Below are 17,000 nucleotides of genomic sequence, written 5' to 3' on the forward strand. Positions count from 1 at the left end.
GGTTGCCGGTCTTATAGATAATTTCCTAAAAACTTGCCATACCCGAGCACTGCCAAAACCAGACATTTTTTGAGCCTTCCGAAAGCCGCAACGAAGAAAGAGCAGACGCATGCAACTCACCGCCGAAAATCTGGCTGCAAGGCGCGGTGAGGATCTCATTTTCGTAAACATTTCCTTTCACTTGACGGCCGGAGAAGCCCTCGTTCTGACCGGCAAAAATGGATCGGGAAAATCCACTTTGCTGCGCGTTGCCGCCGGTCTTCTTAAGCCCGAAAAGGGAACTGTCATCTTCCGCGATAAAGAGAGCCCGCAAGGCCGCCATCCGGGCGAGGTCAGCCATTACCTCGGCCATCGAAATGCGATGAAGAATGAACTTACGGTTGCGGAGAATTTGGAATTCTGGCAGTCCTTCCTCAGCAGCCCGGGCGCCGCCGGCCTCCCTGTCGATGACGCCGCCGAAGCCGTCGGCCTCTTAGGGATCACCCACCTTCCCTTCGGCTATCTCTCCGCCGGCCAGCAACGCCGCTTCGCCTTCGCCAAGCTGCTCGTCGCCCACCGCCCCATCTGGATCCTCGACGAGCCCACCGCGGCCCTCGACGCCAGCGCCGACCGGCTGTTTGCCGGATTGATCGAAGCGCATCTGGCAAAAGGCGGCATCGTGCTGGCGGCAACTCATCAGCCACTGGGGCTCCAGAATGTGCAGGAATTGAAGATGACGGGCTTTGCCGGCGTGGATCAGGGAGTGTGGGGATGACCACCCTCTTTCTCCGCGACCTGAAACTTTCCATCCGCGCCGGCGGCGGCGCGCTGATCGGCGTGCTGTTCTTCCTGACCATCGTCGCCGTCATCCCCTTCGGCGTCGGACCCGATCTCAAGCTGCTCTCGCGCATCGGCCCCGCCATTGTCTGGATCGGCGCGCTGCTTGCCGCCCTTCTCGGCCTCGACCGGCTGTTCCAGGCCGAGCGCGACGATGGGTCGCTCGACCTGATGCTGATGCAGGAAACGCCACTTGTGCTCACCGTGCTCCTCAAATGCTTCGCCCACTGGACCGCGACCAGCCTGCCGCTGGTCATCGCTTCGCCGCTGCTCGGCCTGTTCATGAACATGGACGAGACGGCGATCGGCGCCACCATGCTGACGCTCTTCGTCGGATCGCCGGCGATCACCTTCATTGGCGCCGTCGGGGCTGCCGTCGCCGTTGCCCTGCCCCGCGGCGGTCTGCTGGTCTCGATCCTCGTATTGCCTTTGACGATCCCCGTGCTGATCTTCGGTGTCAGCGCCACCTATGCCGCGGTCGAGGATCCTGCGCCATTCCTGCCGCCCTTCCTCATATTGATCGCACTGACGCTGTTCTTTGCGGTCATCGGCCCCGCCGCCGCCGCCTTGGCGCTGCGAAACACGTCGGATTGAATGCCTTTCGATTGCGGGAAAAGCCGGATCAAGGTAAGGAAGCGCTCATGAGCCAAACCAGCCTTGCCATCAGCAAAATCAGCGATCTCGCCAACCCGACGCGGTTTCTGGCGCTGGCCGCGCGCATCATTCCCTGGATGGCCAGCATTACCGTTCTCTGTTTTGCGGTCGGTCTTTATCTGAGCTTCGCGACCGAAGGCGATTACCAGCAGGGCGAGACGGTGCGCATCATGTATATCCATGTGCCCGCCGCGTGGCTGTCGATGATGTGCTATACGATCATGAGCTTCTCGGCGATCGGCACGCTGGTGTGGCGCCACCCGCTCGCTGATGTTTCCGCCAAGGCCGCAGCCCCGCTCGGCGCCGCCTTTACGCTGCTGGCGCTCATCACCGGCTCGCTCTGGGGCAAGCCGATGTGGGGCACCTGGTGGGTCTGGGATGCCAGACTGACCTCTGTCTTCATCCTCTTTCTGATGTATCTCGGCCTCATTGCGCTGAGCCGCGCCATCGACGATCCCTCGAGGGCCGCACGCGTCTCCGCCGTGCTGATCCTCGTGGGCTTCGTCAACATCCCGATCATCAAGTTTTCCGTCGACTGGTGGAACACGCTGCATCAGCCGGCAAGCGTGATACGCCTCGATGGCCCGGCGATCGATCCGGAATTCCTGCGCCCGCTCTTCGTCATGGCGACCGCCTTCACGCTGCTCTTCTTCACCCTGCACCTCATGGCCATGAGAAACGAGATCTGGCGCCGCCGCGTCGCCGCCCAGCGCCGTCTTGCCGCCCGCATGGCCAGCCGGGAGGAATAGGTCGTGACGCACGCCTTCTATGTCTATGCATCCTATGGCATCGCCGCATTGGTGACACTCGCCGTCATCCTGTGGACCTGGGCCGACGGCCGGGCGCGCCGACGGGAACTGGCAGCGCTCGAAGCCGCCGGCATCCGCCGCCGCTCGGCGCGGCCAAAGGACGGCGAATGAACGACGCACAGGAAAAAACGACCGGCAAGCCCCGAGGACTTGGCCGCTACGCCCTGGCGCTTCTGCCGCTGATCGTGTTCGCCGGCATTGCGGCGACGGCCGCGAAGATGCTCTATGACCAGGATTTCCACGGCAAAAACATCGCCGAAATCCCGTCCGCCCTAATCGGCACCAAGGCGCCGTCGCTGAACCTTCCGCCACTCGACGGCACCAACCTGCCGGCGCTGACCGACGCCGCGATCAACGGCAAGCTGACGCTTGTCAACGTCTTCGCCTCCTGGTGCATCCCCTGCCGCAACGAACACCCTATTCTCAAGGAACTCGCCAAAGACGGCCGGCTGAACATCGTCGCCATCAATTACAAGGACAAGAACGAGAACGCCCTGCGCTTTCTTGGCGAACTCGGCAATCCCTATCAAGCGATCGGCGTCGATCCAAACGGCAAGGCGGCGATCGACTGGGGCGTCTACGGCATCCCGGAAAGTTACCTCGTCAGCGCCGACGGTACCATCCTCTACAAGCGCGTCGGCCCCTTCGACGACATCAGCCTGAAGGAAGGCCTGTATCCGGCGATGGAAAAGGCGCTGGGCAAGCCGGCTTCGTAAGTTTCTCCCTACGAACATACGATTAGCTGTCGATTACGCCCGCCGAGGGCGATGCCTCCAGCCCCGCGCCTTCAGTGATCATTGATCCGGCTCCACGGACCGGCCGCACGCCATTCACCGGCGATCAATCTTTTCGCGATGGTTCATATCAAAACCTCTGCTTAGACATCAGAATGTTGATTTCAGACATCAATAGGCACATCATGGACCTCAACTGTCAGAGTGTGCGCAAGATAAGCGATGTTTAATCGTGATCACTGCAGCTCAGATGCGGGCCGCCAGGGCCATTCTCGGTATCGACCAGCGGCAGTTGGCCGAACTGACGGGAGTTTCGGTTCCGACGATCCAGAGAATGGAGGCGAGTGCCGATGTGGTGCGCGGGAATGTCGACACCCTGATGCGTCTGCTGGCGGCGCTGGACAGTGCAGGTGTCGAGGTGATCAACGAGGGAGCCGTTAGCACGGATGGCGGGCGCGGGGTCAGGCTTAAAGCGAAGACCAAGCCCTCAGAGAGCGCAACCACGGAACGGTTGGCGTCCTTGTCCACAGCGAGGACGAACTCGTGACATCGGTTTCAGTCCTATTGTTATGCGCGGCGGCATTGCTTGGGACGGCGGTTTTGGCGGTACTGCTCACTCATTCGAGCCGGTCGACGCCAGTTGTCTACGGTGTGAGCCTGGCTTTCTCCGCCATCGCCTTTGTCACTGCCCTCGCATATCTTGTCGGAGGGCATCCTTCCGCCGAAGCATCGTTGCTTGCCCTTCCTATCGGCCTTCCGTGGCTGGGAAGCCATTTCCGGCTCGATGCGCTCGCTGCCTTCTTCATAATCGTCGTCAATCTCGGCAGTGCCCTTTCGGCTCTCTACGCCCTCGGTTACGGCCGTCACGAACATGCGCCGCATCGCGTGCTGCCGTTCTTTCCCGCCTTCCTCTCCGGCATGAACCTGGTGATCCTGGCAGACGATGCCTTCACCTTCCTCATCTCCTGGGAGTTCATGTCGCTTGCTTCCTGGGCGCTGGTGATGGCCCACCATCGCGATGCCGATAACCGGAAGGCCGGCTACGTCTACATCGTCATGGCGAGCGCCGGCTCGCTTGCCCTGTTGCTCGCATTCGGCCTGCTTGCAGGATCTGCCGGCGATTATAGCTTCGCAGCCATGCGGTTATCGGCGCACAGTCCGTTTGTGGCCGGCCTCGCGCTTGTCCTGCTGCTGCTCGGCGCCGGTTCCAAGGCTGGTCTCGTGCCGCTGCATGTCTGGTTGCCGCTGGCGCATCCAGCAGCCCCAAGCCATGTTTCCGCCTTGATGAGCGGCGTCATGACCAAGGTCGCGGTCTATGGTTTCATCCGGGTGGTCTTCGATCTGCTCGGCATGCCGACCTGGTGGTCGGGTATCGTCGTGCTGATCATCGGCAGCGGGAGCGCCGTGCTCGGCATCCTGCAGGCGCTGATGGAGAGCGATCTCAAACGATTGCTCGCCTACAGCACCATCGAAAATATCGGGGTGATCTTCGTCAGCCTCGGGCTGGCGCTTGCCTTCAAGGCGAACGGTATGGGGCTGGCGGCAGCATTAGCGCTGACTGCCGCGCTATTTCATGTCCTCAACCATTCATTCTTCAAGAGCTTGCTCTTCTTCGGCGCCGGCGCGGTGCTGACGGCGACCGGTGAGCGGAGCATGGACAAGCTCGGCGGCCTTATCCATCGCATGCCGGTCACGAGCGTCGTTTTCCTCGTCGGCTGCGTCGCGATCTCGGCCCTGCCGCCATTCAATGGCTTTGTTTCCGAGTGGCTGTCGTTCCAGGCTATGCTGCAGAGCCCGGTTCTGCCGCAATGGGGCTTGAAGATTCTGGTGCCGGCGGTGGGCGGCATGCTGGCTTTATCGGCTGCCCTGGCGGCTGCCTGTTTCGTCAAGACATTCGGCGTGACCTTTCTCGGTCGTCCTCGCACCATTGTGGCCGAGAAGGCGGTGGAGGTCGATCGCTTCTCGCTCGCGGCGATGTGCGTGCTGGCCGCGCTGTGTCTTCTGGCGGGGATCCTGCCGGGGATCGTCATCGATGCGCTCGCGCCCGTAACGCTGTCGCTGATCGGGGAACAGGTGCCGATGCAGACGGATATTCCATGGCTGTCGATTGTGCCGATCGCCGAGAGCCGCAGTACCTATAATGGTCTTCTGGTATTCCTGTTCACCCTCTTCTCAGCGTCGTCGACGGCCTATCTCATCCACCGTTTCGCCTCGCGGGCGCTGCGCCGGGCGCCCGCCTGGGATTGCGGCTTTCCCGAAATCAACCCGGCGACGCAATACACGGCAGGCAGCTTTGCCCAGCCGGTTCGGCGCGTTTTCGGGACGGTGGTTTTCCGCGCCCGCGAAAGGGTGGACATGCCGCCGCCGGGGGATCTTCGGCCGGCGCGTTTTGCCGTCGAGGCGCATGACCTGATTTGGGAAGGGCTCTACCTGCCGATCGTCGGCGCCGTCGGGTTTGCCGCCGAAAAGCTCAACCATCTGCAATTCCTGACGATCCGGCGCTATCTGAGCCTGGTCTTCCTCGCGCTCGTCTTCCTGCTTCTGGTGCTGGCGCTATGGTCATGATCTCCGCTCTCCTCGTCCAGGCCGTTCAGATGGCGCTCGTCGTGCTGATCGCGCCGCTGCTGACCGGTTTTATCCGTCTGATCAAGGCGCGGTTGCTGCGCCGGCGGGGGCCCTCCATGATCCAGCCCTACCGCGACATTCTGCGGCTCGTGCGCAAGGAAGTGGTGCTGGCCGAGAATGCGTCATGGCTGTTCCGGATAACGCCCTACCTCATCTTCGCCGCGACCTGGGTCGCGGCTGCAGTCATCCCGACTTTCGCCACTGGCCTCATCTTTAGCTGGACGGCCGATCTGATCGCCATCATCGCACTGCTTGGCAGCGCGCGTTTCTTTCTGGCGCTCGCCGGCATGGACGTCGGCACCAGCTTCGGCGGCATCGGATCGAGCCGCGAAGTGATGATCGCAACGCTGGCAGAACCGTCGATGCTGCTCATCATCTTCACGCTCGCCCTGATCGCCGGCTCGACCCAGCTTTCGAGCATCGCCGCCTTCATGACGTCACCGCAGGTGGGGCTGCGGGTTTCGCTGGCGATCGCCTTGATCGCGCTCGTCATGATCGCAATCGCCGAAAACGCGCGTATTCCCGTTGATAATCCCGCTACCCATCTGGAACTGACCATGGTGCATGAGGCCATGGTGCTCGAATATTCCGGACGGCACCTCGCAATTATCGAATTGGCGGCCTTCCTGAAGCTCGAACTCTACATCTCGTTGATCGCCTGCATGTTCGTTCCGTGGAAACTCGCCGAATTGGGAGAAGGCCCTTCTGCCTATCTGGCTGGCATCCTTGCCTATCTTGCCAAGCTCGCAGTCGGCGGTGCTCTCCTCGCCCTGTTCGAAACGGCAACCGCCAAGATGCGGGTTTTCCGGGTGCCGGAATTTCTTGGCGCCGCGCTGATGCTCGGCCTGCTCGCGACTCTGTTGCGCTTCGTTTCAAGGAGCCTTTGATGAACGGTGCGGTCTTCGACATCGCCCATATGCTCGCCGGCGGCCTGGTCTTGGTCAGCATGATGATGCTCTATCAGGACCGTCTCTACGCATTGCTCAACGTCTTCGCGCTGCATTCGCTGATATTGACGCTGTCGGTCGCTTGGCAGGCCTTCGTCCAGGATGCTCCGCATCTCTATGTCACGGCGGCGATCGCTCTCGTCTTCAAGGCAATCGTTATCCCCGTCGTACTCCATCGCATGATCCGCCAACTCGGCATCCACCGCGAGATCGAGGCCGTTGTCGGCATCGGCTCCACCATGCTCGCTGGCATCGCTCTCGTCGCTTTGGCGACGGTTATAATGCTGCGGGTGACGCCGGAGGCGGATCCTTTGGCGCGCGAGGACCTCGCCTTCGCATTATCCGTCCTGCTGCTGGGATTGCTGATCATGGTCACCCGCCGCAACGCGGTCAGTCAGGTCGTGGGCTTCATGTCGCTCGAAAATGGGCTGGTGCTCGCCGCGACCGGCGCCAAGGGCATGCCGCTCGTCGTCGAGATCAGCGTCGCCTTCTCGATCCTGATCGCCTTCATCGTCATCGGCGTTTTTCTGTTTCGCATCCGCGAACGCTTTGACACGGTCGATGTCCGCGCGCTGGATGACTTCAAAGGGAGACGGCGGAAATGAATGCGTTCTCCTCCGTCGTGGCCTTCGATGCCGTGACAGCCGTCCTTGTGATACCGCTCGTTGCGGCTGCCCTCCTGGCGCTTTTGCCCGGTTATCGGATGACCGCACGGCTGAACGTATTTGCAAGCCTGCTGACCTTGCTCGCCGCGCTTTCCTTGTTCCCGGCCGAACGGCCGGCTCCGGGGCAATATCTGCTCGTCGACGATCTCAATATCGTCTTCATCGTCCTCAACAGCTTCGTGGGCTTTACCACCAGCATCTTCAGTGCCAGCTACATTGCGCATGAACTGGATATCGGCCGGCTGACGCCTGCAAACCTTCGTTTCTACCATGCCATGTATCAGATCATGATGTTCGGCATGAATCTGGCATTCGTGTCCAACAATATCGGCCTGATGTGGGTCGCCGTCGAGCTTGCAACGCTCACCACCGTGCTGATGGTCGGCATCTACCGTACCCACGAAGCACTGGAAGCTGCCTGGAAATATTTCATTCTGGGAAGCGTCGGCATCGCGTTTGCGCTTTTCGGCACCATTCTCATCTACCTGGCGGCGCAGCCGGTGGTCGGCGAAGGCTATGACGCCATGGTCTGGACCATTCTGATCGAGCACGCCTCGGCCTTCGATCCGGCGCTTCTCAACGTCGCTTTCGTATTTCTGCTGCTTGGATATGGCACCAAGATCGGTCTCGCGCCATTGCATGCCTGGCTGCCGGATGCCCATGCCGAGGGCCCGACGCCGATCTCGGCGGTCCTGTCCGGCTTGCTCCTGAATGTCGCGCTCTATGCGGTCTTGCGCTTCAAGATGCTGTTGTCGGCCAATCCCGAAGCTCTTGCGCCTGGACCGCTGATGATGACGATGGGGCTCGCCTCGCTGATTTTCGCGGCATTCATGCTCTACCGCCGCCGCGACATCAAACGCCTGTTCGCCTATTCTTCGATCGAGCACATGGGCCTCATCGTCTTTGCTTTCGGCCTCGGCGGAGCATTCGCCAATTTCGCCGGACTATTGCATATGGTCATGCATTCGCTGACGAAATCGGCGATCTTCTTCGCCGTCGGCCATATCGCTCAGGTCAAGGGAACGCAAAGGCTCTCCGCCATCCGCGGCCTCAGCGAAACGCATCCGGGGCTGGGCTGGGGCTTGCTGACCGGCGTTGTCGCCATCGCCGGCGTGCCGCCGGCGGGGATATTCATGAGCGAGTTCCTGATCGTCAGTTCAGCTTTCGCAAAGCAACCGCTGCTCGCCATTCCGCTCGTCTTCGGATTGCTGGTCGCTTTCGGTGCACTGCTGCTGCGGCTCACGGGAGCGGTGTTCGGACAGCCCCGCGGCAGCACGGCGCCCGCCGAGGCATCCTATGTGCCGATGTATGCTCATCTCATGCTGGTGCTTGTCGCCGGCGTCTATCTGCCGTCAGAGCTGGTTGCCTGGTTCCAGCATATCGCCAACCTTCTTCGATGATGCGAGGGGAGATGTCGACGCTCAGTGATGTCCTCGAGAAAGGTCGTTCCGTACCGCACCACGCTCCGTGGCAACGCGCCATCGTCGATGCGGTCACATGGACATCGGCCATATCGGCGCTATCCGAAGGGCGCCTGATCCTGCTCGGTCTATGGGGCGAGGCGAGTGCCGTTCATATGGCCTTACTCGACGAACCGACCCGCGCAATCGGGGTTCTCAGTCTGGAAGAGCTGGAGGAGGGCGGCTATCCTTCCGTCGCGCAATTGCATCCGCCGGCCTTGCGGCTGGAGCGGGCGCTCCGCGATCTCACGGGGCTTGACCCACGGGATTTGCCGGATAGCCGGCCGTGGCTCGATCACGGCTGCTGGGATCTGCGCCATCCCCTCGGAGAACGCGGGATCGCGTTGCCGGAAGCCGGTCCTTATGCCTTTTTGCCCGCCGAAGGTGACAGTCTGCACCAGATCGCGGTTGGCCCGGTGCACGCCGGCATCATCGAGCCGGGACATTTCCGCTTTGCAGCCAATGGCGAGACGGTCGTCCGCCTTGAGGAGCGACTCGGTTACGTCCACAAGGGGATAGAGGCGCTGATGGAGGGCGCGGATCCGATTCGCGGATCCCAGCTCGCCGGGAGAGTGTCCGGCGACAGCACCGTCGCATACGCCTATGCCTTTTCGTGTGCCGTCGAGGCCGCATTGGGGATCGTTGTTCCGCCGCGGGCGATCTGGTTGCGCGCTCTGATGGCGGAATTGGAACGGCTCGCCAACCACTTTGGCGACATCGGCGCCATCTGCAACGACGCCGCGTTTCCTCTGATGCTGGCTCATTGCGGCGTGCTGCGCGAGCGTGTGTTGCGGGCAGCCGATGCCGCCTTCGGTCACCGCCTGATGCGCGACCGTATCGCCCCCGGCGGCGTCACCCGCGATCTGAACGGCGGCGGAGCGGCCGGCTTGCGAAGCCTCCTTCTCGAAATCCGCCATCGGTTTCCGGCCCTGGTCGAGCTCTACGACAACACCGCCTCGTTGCAGGACCGGACGGTCGGCACAGGTAGGCTGCGCGCCGAATTGGCGCGCGCGTACGGGGCCGGCGGCTACGTCGGGCGCGCATCCGGGCGCGGTTTCGATGCCCGGCACGTCTTGCTCTACCCGCCCTATGATCATTTGGTCTTCGGCGTTCCGGTGCTTAATGACGGCGACGTTAACGCCCGCGTCTGGATCCGTATTCGGGAGGTCGACGAGAGCCTGTTGCTCATCGAGCAGATTCTCGATCGTCTCCCGATCGGATCTATCCTCAACGCGATCCCTTCCGTCGGTGAACGTCGGGAAGGCATGGCGCTTGTCGAGGGTTTTCGTGGTGACGTCCTGGTCTGGCTTCGGCTTGCACCGGAGGGTGTCGTCGAACGCTGCCATCTGCGCGATCCATCTTGGTTTCAGTGGCCGCTGATCGAGGCAGCGATCGAAGGCAATATCGTTGCCGATTTCCCGCTCTGCAACAAGTCGTTCAATTGTTCCTATTCTGGTCATGATCTTTGAAGGCAGGGTCGCATGCGAAAACTCCTTTTCGAAAACCTGATCCGCCTGCCGCTGACAGAACCGGCGCCATCCCCCTCCGATGCGGCCATGGAAGAGCTCATCGCCGCTATCGACAAAACCGCGCGCCGGCGCCTTGGGCGCAGCCTATCAATCCGCGCAGTCGATGCCGGTTCCTGTAACGGCTGCGAGTTGGAGATGCATGCGCTGAGCAATGCCTTCTACGATATCGAGCGTTTCGGCATGCGTTTCGTTGCCTCGCCGCGCCATGCCGACGTGCTGCTCGTAACCGGCCCCGTAACCAAGAACATGCGCGAAGCACTAGAACGGACAAACAACGCCACACCGGCTCCAAAGTGGGTGGTTGCGCTCGGTGGTTGCGCCCGCGACGGTGGCTGTTTTGCGGGCAGTTATGCGGTTGTCGGCGGAGTTTCCAAGGTCATACCCGTCGACCTTCATATTCCAGGTTGCCCGCCGTCGCCGACGGACATCCTCCGAGGTCTTCTTTCTTTACTTGAATACGTCGATACAGGAGGCTGCGCTTCGTGACGGCGAGGTTCAATGGTTCGACTTCTCCAGGCTGGACTTGTTGCAATTGGGATGCTGATCACGGCGGCACTCGGCCTTCTCGCTGCCGTCCGGCGCAGGGCCTTTTCACCGGAGCCGCCACGGCGACGGTTACAATCTCGAAAGCCGGACATCCATCAAATGGATCCGTCCACACGCCTTGCCATTGACCTGGTCGAGAAGGTTTTCATCCGGGATTTCGGATGGTCTTTCCGCAGGCAGACGGATTCGAACATCGGTATCGACGCTCGCGCTGAAATCCTCGAAAACGGTTGGCCAACGGGCCGGCTTCTGCCGCTGCAGATCCGACCGATGTCCTGCGCGGAGAGAACCGAAGGCCATTACATCTATCGCGGTGAAAAACACCATCTGGACTGTTGGGCGAGGCATTCGCTACCCGTTTGCGTCATCATCGTTGACACCGAAACCGGACTGATATTGTGGCAGCGAATGGAGAAGCAGCTATGGGAGGAAGTGAGGATGGAATGGTCGATTGCCATCCCGGCAACCAACTTGCTCGACGCCACTGCCAGGCTCTGTTTCGAGGAGGCGATACCGACCGATCCGGAATTCCTGATGCGCTCGGCCTTTGCGCTCGATCTCGTTTTGATGGAGCAAATACAAGACCAGACAACGTTTTTCGTATGGGACGAGTGGGGCGATACAACTGCGATCTTTGGCAATCTCCGCATCTACATCGGTGAAGGCCAGGAGGCAGAGCCGGATGTGCAGATCGATTATCGTCTCCGAGCTCACAACCTCCACGACGTCATGGTCAGGCTTTTCCCCTGGGCGATCTATTCGTATGCCGAACCTATTTCGGAATATTCCGGTGAGGTTGCCGTTCATATTCTGGAAGTCGAACTGCGGCCCGAAGCGCGTGCCTATCTGGAGGCCGAGAATTTCCTGGTTGCAGGCTATCCCGAGGATGAGGCGCCATCGGCCCCGGAACCTCAGGACTTCATCACGGAAGAAGAGGAAAGTGAGTTTTGGCGCAGCCGGGGAACACCTCACGATCCTCGCGATTGGCAGGATTAGGAGCAGCGGGAAAGATTGGGGAGGGGATTTTATTGCCCCTAAACCCCACCCTGCCAGATCTTGATCGCCTCAACCGGCCAGATCAGCATCAGCACATTCAGCGTCAGATTATCCCGGATCATATACCCGGTGGAAATCTCGAAGAAGATGGCGACGGCCACGGTCAACGCTATCGGCGCCCGCCAGGCGAAGAAGAAGCCGACGCACATGAAGACGGTGTCCATCGCCGAATTCAGGATGCTGTCGCCGTAATAATCGAGCGCGATCGTCGCGGTGCGGTAGCGGTCGATGATGAGAGGGGAGTTTTCCAGCAGTTCCCAGCCGGACTCGATGACGAGCGCCAGGAGCAGACGCGCCATCAGCGGCTTACGGCGCAGGAGCAGATAGCTCAGTCCGTAAAACAGGAAGCCGTGGATAATGTGCGACGGCGTGTACCAATCCGACAGATGCTGCGAGTTGCCGCTGGTATTGACCCCGCCCTCCCACAGCTTGACATAGCCGCAGGCGCAGATCGGCACGCGCCCCATCAGATGCTCGGCGACGACTTGGGCGACCAGGACCGCAAGGCACGCGACGAACCATAAGGTCTGATGCCTGATCCGGTATTCGACGTCTGCAGCGCTCACTTTTCACCGTCCGTTTCGGGATTGAGGCTATGTTTCAGCACCAGCGGCATCTGCGCCAGCGTGAAGATGATGGTGATCGGCATCGTGCCCCAGACCTTGAACGCGACCCAGGTATCGTCGGAAAAGTTGCGCCAGACGACTTCGTTCAGCACGGCGAGGAACAGAAAGAAGATGCCCCAACGGATCGTGAGTTTGCGCCAGCCTTCGGCATCGAGCTGGAAGGCGGCGTTGAAGACATAGCCGAGCAGCGACCGGCCAAAGGCGAGCCCGCCGAGCAGCGCCACCCCGAAGAGCGTGTTGACGATGGTCGGCTTCATCTTGATGAAGGTCTCGTTCTGCAGCCAGATCGACAGCGAGCCGAAGATGACGACGACGATGCCGGAGACGAAGGGCATGATCGGTAGATGGCCGAGCACGATCTTCGAAACTACAAGCGAAATCACCGTCGCCGCCATGAAGAGCCCGGTCGCGACGAACAGCGGCCCGCCCAGTTCGGAAAGGGCGGGAAATTTTTCGACCAGCCATTGGCCACGCAGATTGGCGAAGAAGAAGATCATCAGCGGCCCGAGTTCCAACGCCAGTTTCAGTATCGGATGATGGCGGTCGGCCGCGGACGGGGTGATATTGCTTTCGGTGGTCATGCGTTCTTCGAACCTGCTATTGCTGAAAACCTGTTTCCCGACCGTCCCTTGCAGGCTTTCGGCGGCATATCTGTGGCATCATTGCCCGAGCCCGGCAATGGCATGGGCAAAATCCTCGGCCTCGAACGGCTCCAGGTCTTCCACGCCCTCGCCGACACCGATGAAATAGACCGGCAGCTTGTGCTTGGCGGAGATCGCAACGAGAATGCCGCCCCGTGCCGTGCCGTCGAGCTTGGTCATGATCAGCCCGTTGACGCCGGCGACATTGCGGAAGATCTCGACCTGGCTCAGCGCATTCTGCCCCGTCGTGGCGTCGAGCGTCTGCAGTACGGTGTGCGGCGCATCGGGATCGAGCTTGCCGAGCACGCGCACGATCTTTTCGAGCTCGGCCATCAGCTCGGCCTTGTTCTGCAGCCGGCCGGCGGTATCGACGATCAGCACGTCGCATTTTTTCGCCTTCGCCTGTTCGAAGGCATCATAGGCAAGACCGGCGGCATCGGAGCCGAGCTTGGTGCCGATGAATTCGGAATTGGTTCGCTCAGCCCAGATCTTCAGCTGCTCGATCGCCGCCGCGCGGAATGTATCGCCGGCGGCCAGCATCACCTTCAGCCCGGCGCCCGAAAGCTTCGCCGCAAGCTTGCCGATCGTCGTCGTCTTGCCGGTACCGTTGACGCCGACGACGAGGATGACATGCGGCTTGTGCGAGAGATCGAGCTGCAGCGGCTTGGCGACCGGCGTCAAAACCTTGGCGATTTCGGACGCCATAATCCGGCTGACATCCTCGCCGGTCACATCCTTGCCATAGCGCTCGGAAGCCAGCGTATCGGTAACGCGCAACGCCGTTTCGACGCCGAGATCGGCCTGGATCAGCAGATCTTCGAGATCCTGCAGCGTCTCGTCGTCGAGCTTGCGCTTGGTGAAGAGCGCTGTGATCTGGCCGGTGAGCTGCGAGGAGGTGCGCGCAAGCCCGTTCCGCAGACGCTGGAACCAGCTGAGCTTCGGCTGCGGGGCAATGGGCTCCGGTGCAATGATCGCAGGGCCGGTGGTGAAGCCTTTGGGGAGGACGGGAGATTCAGCCTTCGGCCATTCCGTAATCGTCTCGGAAGGCTCGGCGGATGTGATCCCCCCCTCTGCCCTGCCGGGCATCTCCCCCACAGGGGGGGAGATCGGCTGAACGGCGATCTCTTGCTCCACATCGAGTTCAGGCTCTTCTGGAAGCAGGTCTGCGCCATCCGCTGTCTCTTCCGCGGAAACCGACACCTCCGGCTCCGAACGATCTCGCCCATTGTGGGGGAGATGTCCCGCAAGGACAGAGGGGGGTGTTTCCACCACGTCCACAGCCATCGGCTGGGCTTCCGTCTCCGCTTCCGCCTCGGCTTCCAGCAGCGACAGCGGAACAACGCCGATATCGCTCAGCTGGTCCGGAGCCGGCAGGATCGCGGGCTCAGCATCGTCACGCTCTTCCTCGGCGCCCTCGCCGACATCCGCAGCCGGCCCGCCGGCCGTATCCATCTCCTCGGGAAGAACAGGATCTTCCGCAATCGGCAGGTCCTCGTCGCGCGAGCGTGGCTCGAGCTCCCTTTCCACGGTCTCAGGCAGGGGTTCCTCAGCCGGCTTGCCGAAGGTGAAGACCTTTTTGATGAAACTGAGCGCCATGGGAATTCCGTGAAAGTCAGGCCGCTGCGGCCGTCAATTGCATGTCGAGATGCTTGCCATTGTGGCCGGTGATCGTCGCCGGCACAAGTTCGCCGGGACGAAGGCCGGCGGCTGCGACCAGCGTGAAGTTTTCCGTATGGGCCAGGCCGTTGTTTTCAACAAGCAGCCACTGCCGGGTTCCGACCATGCCATCGAGATGGGATTGATGCAGCCTCTGTCCAGTGGCGCGCAGCCTTGCCGCGCGATCCTTGACCAGCGACCGGTCGAGCTGCGGCATGCGGGCGGCCGGCGTGCCGGGACGCGGGCTGTAGGGGAAAACGTGCAGGTGCGCGATGCCAGCCTCTTCGGCGAGCCGCACTGTATTGGCGAACATCTCTTCCGTTTCCGTGGGGAAACCGGCGATCATATCGGCGCCGAAGCTCATTTCAGGGCGAAGGCGGCGCGCTTCCTCGATGAAACGCAGCGCATCGGCGCGCGAGTGCCGGCGCTTCATCCGCTTCAGGATCATGTCGTCGCCATGCTGCAGCGATAGATGCAGATGCGGCATGAAACGCGGCTCGTCGGCAATGAGGTCCATCAGATGGGCGTCGGCCTCGATGCTGTCGATCGAGGAAAGCCGCAGACGACGGATTTCAGGGAGCTGTTTCAGCAGCGTCTTCGCCAGAAGGCCGAGCGTCGGCGCGCCGGGCAGATCGGCGCCATAGCTGGTGGCGTCGACGCCGGTCAGCACGATCTCGCGATAACCGCTGTCGGCGAGTTTGCGCGCCTGATCGACGACCGCACCCATCGGCACGGAGCGGGAATTGCCGCGGCCATAGGGGATGATGCAGAAGGTGCAGCGATGGTCGCAGCCGTTCTGCACCTGAATGAAGGCGCGCACGTGGCCGTCGATGTGCCTTACCATCTGCGGCGCCGTCGCCTTGACGCTCATGATATCGTTGACGCGGAGCTTCTCTTCGGCCGAAACGCCGAAATCCGGCAGGCTGCGATAAGAGGCGCTCGTCAGCTTCTCCTCGTTGCCGAGCACCGCATCGACCTCCCCCATGGCAGCGAAGGTTTGTTTTTCCGTCTGCGCGGCGCAGCCGGTGACGATGATGCGGGCATGCGGATTGTCGCGCCGCGCCCGGCGGATCGCCTGGCGGGCCTGGCGCACGGCCTCGCCGGTTACGGCGCAGGTGTTGACCAGGATGGCGTTGTTGAGCCCGGCCTTCTGGGCCTGCGCCTTCATCACTTCGGATTCATATGTGTTGAGGCGGCAGCCGAAGGTAATGACCTCGATGCCGCTCACTGCGCCTCGACCTCTCGGGTGCCGTCGCGCGACCAGAGGCCGGTCGAAGGATCGACCCGGCCCGACCATTCCCATTCCGCCGGTCCCGTCATGATGACGTGATCGTCACGCTCGCGCCATTCGATGGAAAGTGTCGCCGGCGGCTTGGCGCTTGCCACGTTGATCGTGACCTTGCGGCCGGTGCGGCCGGTGCGCGCCGCGCTGACGGCGGCCGAACAGGCGGCCGAACCGCAGGCAAGCGTCAGTCCCGCACCGCGCTCCCATGTGCGCGTCGTCACCGATGTCGGCGAGGTCACCTGCGCCAGCGTGATGTTGGCGCGCTCGGGAAACATCGGATGGTTTTCGAGTAACGGCCCGAAGCGGGCGAGATCATAGGACATCACGTCCCTGTCCACCCAGAAGATCGCGTGCGGATTGCCCATCGACATTGCCGAGGGCGAATGCAGCACCGGATTGTCGATCGGGCCGATTTGCAGTTCGATGCGGCTGGTGTCGCGGAATTCTTCCGCCAGCGGAATCCTGTTCCAATCGAAGACCGGCCGGCCCATATCGACGGAGATCGTCCCGTCCTCGTGCTCGACGGCATTGAGAATGCCGGCGACCGTCTGGAAGGTGAAGGCCTTCTTTCCGGTCTCGGCGGCAAGCGCCTGCACGACGCAGCGTGTGCCGTTGCCGCAGGCCTGCGCCTTCGAGCCGTCGGAATTCAGGATATCGATGAAGGCATCGGTGCCGTCGGCCTTCGGATCATGGATCGCCATGATCTGGTCGAACTCGGTCTCAGGATCGGCATTGAGCGCGACCGCCGCCGCAGGCGTCACCTTGTCCGTCCGTCCGCGCATGTCGACGACCAGGATCTTGTTGCCAAGCCCATTCATCCTCGCGAATTCGACCGTTGCGTTCATGGTATCATTCCGTCCGTCTTTCCGCTGTATATGGCGGAAACGCGAGGGAATTACCAGTGGGTGAGTGCCATGCAGGCCTTGCAGCCGACCGAGGTCTCGGGCCGTC

18 protein-coding genes are annotated in these 17,000 nt (G+C 61.7%); 13 read left to right on the top strand and 5 right to left on the bottom strand.

Annotated elements, in window-relative coordinates; translation table 11 throughout:
• Window positions 1-109 precede the first annotated feature (109 nt).
• The 13 genes from ccmA (at window position 110) to J7U39_RS25760 (ending at window position 11,781) form a co-directional block, all read left to right on the top strand.
• The gene (gene ccmA, locus J7U39_RS25700; RefSeq protein WP_210632998.1) at window positions 110-754 is read left to right on the top strand and encodes a heme ABC exporter ATP-binding protein CcmA; all 645 of its coding nucleotides are present in this window, start codon (window positions 110-112) and stop codon (window positions 752-754) included.
• Window positions 751-1,410, top strand: a complete 660-nt coding sequence (gene ccmB / locus J7U39_RS25705; protein ID WP_210632999.1) for a heme exporter protein CcmB — start codon at window positions 751-753, stop codon at window positions 1,408-1,410. The genes ccmA and ccmB overlap by 4 nt, the downstream gene beginning before the upstream one ends.
• A gap of 47 nt (window positions 1,411-1,457) precedes the next feature.
• Window positions 1,458-2,219, top strand: a complete 762-nt coding sequence (locus J7U39_RS25710) for a heme ABC transporter permease (RefSeq protein WP_210633000.1) — start codon at window positions 1,458-1,460, stop codon at window positions 2,217-2,219.
• Between the two features lie 3 nt (window positions 2,220-2,222).
• A complete protein-coding gene (gene ccmD / locus J7U39_RS25715; protein WP_210633001.1) occupies window positions 2,223-2,390 on the top strand; it encodes a heme exporter protein CcmD in 168 nt (55 codons plus the stop codon).
• Window positions 2,387-2,995: a DsbE family thiol:disulfide interchange protein gene (locus tag J7U39_RS25720; RefSeq protein ID WP_210633002.1), complete on the top strand. Its 609-nt coding sequence runs from the start codon at window positions 2,387-2,389 to the stop codon at window positions 2,993-2,995. Before ccmD ends, J7U39_RS25720 begins: the two co-directional genes overlap by 4 nt.
• 268 nt (window positions 2,996-3,263) lie before the next feature.
• Window positions 3,264-3,560 carry a helix-turn-helix transcriptional regulator gene (locus tag J7U39_RS25725; RefSeq protein WP_210633047.1) on the top strand — a complete coding sequence of 99 codons (297 nt, stop codon included), beginning with the start codon at window positions 3,264-3,266 and terminating at the stop codon, window positions 3,558-3,560.
• Window positions 3,557-5,578: a hydrogenase 4 subunit B gene (gene hyfB / locus J7U39_RS25730; RefSeq protein WP_210633003.1), complete on the top strand. Its 2,022-nt coding sequence runs from the start codon at window positions 3,557-3,559 to the stop codon at window positions 5,576-5,578. The genes J7U39_RS25725 and hyfB overlap by 4 nt, the downstream gene beginning before the upstream one ends.
• Complete coding sequence (locus J7U39_RS25735) at window positions 5,569-6,525, top strand: NADH-quinone oxidoreductase subunit H (protein WP_210633004.1); 957 nt, start codon at window positions 5,569-5,571, stop codon at window positions 6,523-6,525. The genes hyfB and J7U39_RS25735 overlap by 10 nt, the downstream gene beginning before the upstream one ends.
• Complete coding sequence (locus J7U39_RS25740; protein ID WP_210633005.1) at window positions 6,525-7,190, top strand: hydrogenase-4 component E; 666 nt, start codon at window positions 6,525-6,527, stop codon at window positions 7,188-7,190. Before J7U39_RS25735 ends, J7U39_RS25740 begins: the two co-directional genes overlap by 1 nt.
• The gene (locus J7U39_RS25745; RefSeq protein WP_210633006.1) at window positions 7,187-8,650 is read left to right on the top strand and encodes a hydrogenase 4 subunit F; all 1,464 of its coding nucleotides are present in this window, start codon (window positions 7,187-7,189) and stop codon (window positions 8,648-8,650) included. The genes J7U39_RS25740 and J7U39_RS25745 overlap by 4 nt, the downstream gene beginning before the upstream one ends.
• A gap of 11 nt (window positions 8,651-8,661) precedes the next feature.
• Entirely contained in the window at window positions 8,662-10,179 is a 1,518-nt protein-coding gene (locus J7U39_RS25750) for a nickel-dependent hydrogenase large subunit (protein ID WP_210633007.1), read from the top strand.
• Window positions 10,180-10,191: 12 nt separating this feature from the next.
• The gene (locus J7U39_RS25755; RefSeq protein ID WP_210633008.1) at window positions 10,192-10,725 is read left to right on the top strand and encodes an NADH-quinone oxidoreductase subunit B family protein; all 534 of its coding nucleotides are present in this window, start codon (window positions 10,192-10,194) and stop codon (window positions 10,723-10,725) included.
• A 159-nt stretch (window positions 10,726-10,884) separates the two neighbouring features.
• On the top strand, window positions 10,885-11,781 hold the full coding sequence (locus J7U39_RS25760; protein ID WP_247241795.1) for a DUF4365 domain-containing protein: 897 nt from the start codon (window positions 10,885-10,887) through the stop codon (window positions 11,779-11,781).
• Window positions 11,782-11,819: 38 nt separating this feature from the next.
• On the opposite strand, the gene J7U39_RS25765 is transcribed toward J7U39_RS25760, so the two are convergent.
• From J7U39_RS25765 to dapF, 5 genes are all read right to left on the bottom strand, one after another.
• Window positions 11,820-12,407 (bottom strand): DUF2585 domain-containing protein, encoded by a 588-nt coding sequence (locus J7U39_RS25765; protein ID WP_210633010.1) that lies wholly within the window; start codon window positions 12,405-12,407, stop codon window positions 11,820-11,822.
• A complete protein-coding gene (locus J7U39_RS25770) occupies window positions 12,404-13,048 on the bottom strand; it encodes a septation protein A (protein WP_210633011.1) in 645 nt (214 codons plus the stop codon). The genes J7U39_RS25765 and J7U39_RS25770 overlap by 4 nt, the downstream gene beginning before the upstream one ends.
• Window positions 13,049-13,126: 78 nt before the next feature.
• Complete coding sequence (gene ftsY / locus J7U39_RS25775; RefSeq protein WP_210633012.1) at window positions 13,127-14,704, bottom strand: signal recognition particle-docking protein FtsY; 1,578 nt, start codon at window positions 14,702-14,704, stop codon at window positions 13,127-13,129.
• Window positions 14,705-14,720: 16 nt separating this feature from the next.
• A complete protein-coding gene (mtaB, locus tag J7U39_RS25780; protein ID WP_210633013.1) occupies window positions 14,721-15,992 on the bottom strand; it encodes a tRNA (N(6)-L-threonylcarbamoyladenosine(37)-C(2))-methylthiotransferase MtaB in 1,272 nt (423 codons plus the stop codon).
• Window positions 15,989-16,894: a diaminopimelate epimerase gene (gene dapF, locus J7U39_RS25785; RefSeq protein ID WP_210633014.1), complete on the bottom strand. Its 906-nt coding sequence runs from the start codon at window positions 16,892-16,894 to the stop codon at window positions 15,989-15,991. Before dapF ends, mtaB begins: the two co-directional genes overlap by 4 nt.
• Window positions 16,895-17,000 lie beyond the last annotated feature (106 nt).

Origin of the sequence: Rhizobium sp. NLR16a (genome assembly GCF_017948245.1) — a bacterium.
Lineage (GTDB): Bacteria > Pseudomonadota > Alphaproteobacteria > Rhizobiales > Rhizobiaceae > Rhizobium.

Excerpts from the sequence above, each read along its gene's own strand:
- J7U39_RS25745 (WP_210633006.1), top strand. The coding sequence starts at position 7,187 with ATGAATGCGTTCTCCTCCGTCGTGGCCTTCGATGCCGTGACAGCCGTC.
- J7U39_RS25750 (WP_210633007.1), top strand. The coding sequence starts at position 8,662 with ATGTCGACGCTCAGTGATGTCCTCGAGAAAGGTCGTTCCGTACCGCAC.
- J7U39_RS25725 (WP_210633047.1), top strand. The coding sequence starts at position 3,264 with ATGCGGGCCGCCAGGGCCATTCTCGGTATCGACCAGCGGCAGTTGGCC.
- J7U39_RS25735 (WP_210633004.1), top strand. The coding sequence starts at position 5,569 with ATGGTCATGATCTCCGCTCTCCTCGTCCAGGCCGTTCAGATGGCGCTC.
- J7U39_RS25770 (WP_210633011.1), bottom strand. The coding sequence starts at position 13,048 with ATGACCACCGAAAGCAATATCACCCCGTCCGCGGCCGACCGCCATCAT.
- J7U39_RS25760 (WP_247241795.1), top strand. The coding sequence starts at position 10,885 with ATGGATCCGTCCACACGCCTTGCCATTGACCTGGTCGAGAAGGTTTTC.
- dapF (WP_210633014.1), bottom strand. The coding sequence starts at position 16,894 with ATGAACGCAACGGTCGAATTCGCGAGGATGAATGGGCTTGGCAACAAG.
- J7U39_RS25755 (WP_210633008.1), top strand. The coding sequence starts at position 10,192 with ATGCGAAAACTCCTTTTCGAAAACCTGATCCGCCTGCCGCTGACAGAA.
- ftsY (WP_210633012.1), bottom strand. The coding sequence starts at position 14,704 with ATGGCGCTCAGTTTCATCAAAAAGGTCTTCACCTTCGGCAAGCCGGCT.
- J7U39_RS25720 (WP_210633002.1), top strand. The coding sequence starts at position 2,387 with ATGAACGACGCACAGGAAAAAACGACCGGCAAGCCCCGAGGACTTGGC.
- J7U39_RS25740 (WP_210633005.1), top strand. The coding sequence starts at position 6,525 with ATGAACGGTGCGGTCTTCGACATCGCCCATATGCTCGCCGGCGGCCTG.
- ccmA (WP_210632998.1), top strand. The coding sequence starts at position 110 with ATGCAACTCACCGCCGAAAATCTGGCTGCAAGGCGCGGTGAGGATCTC.
- J7U39_RS25710 (WP_210633000.1), top strand. The coding sequence starts at position 1,458 with ATGAGCCAAACCAGCCTTGCCATCAGCAAAATCAGCGATCTCGCCAAC.
- ccmB (WP_210632999.1), top strand. The coding sequence starts at position 751 with ATGACCACCCTCTTTCTCCGCGACCTGAAACTTTCCATCCGCGCCGGC.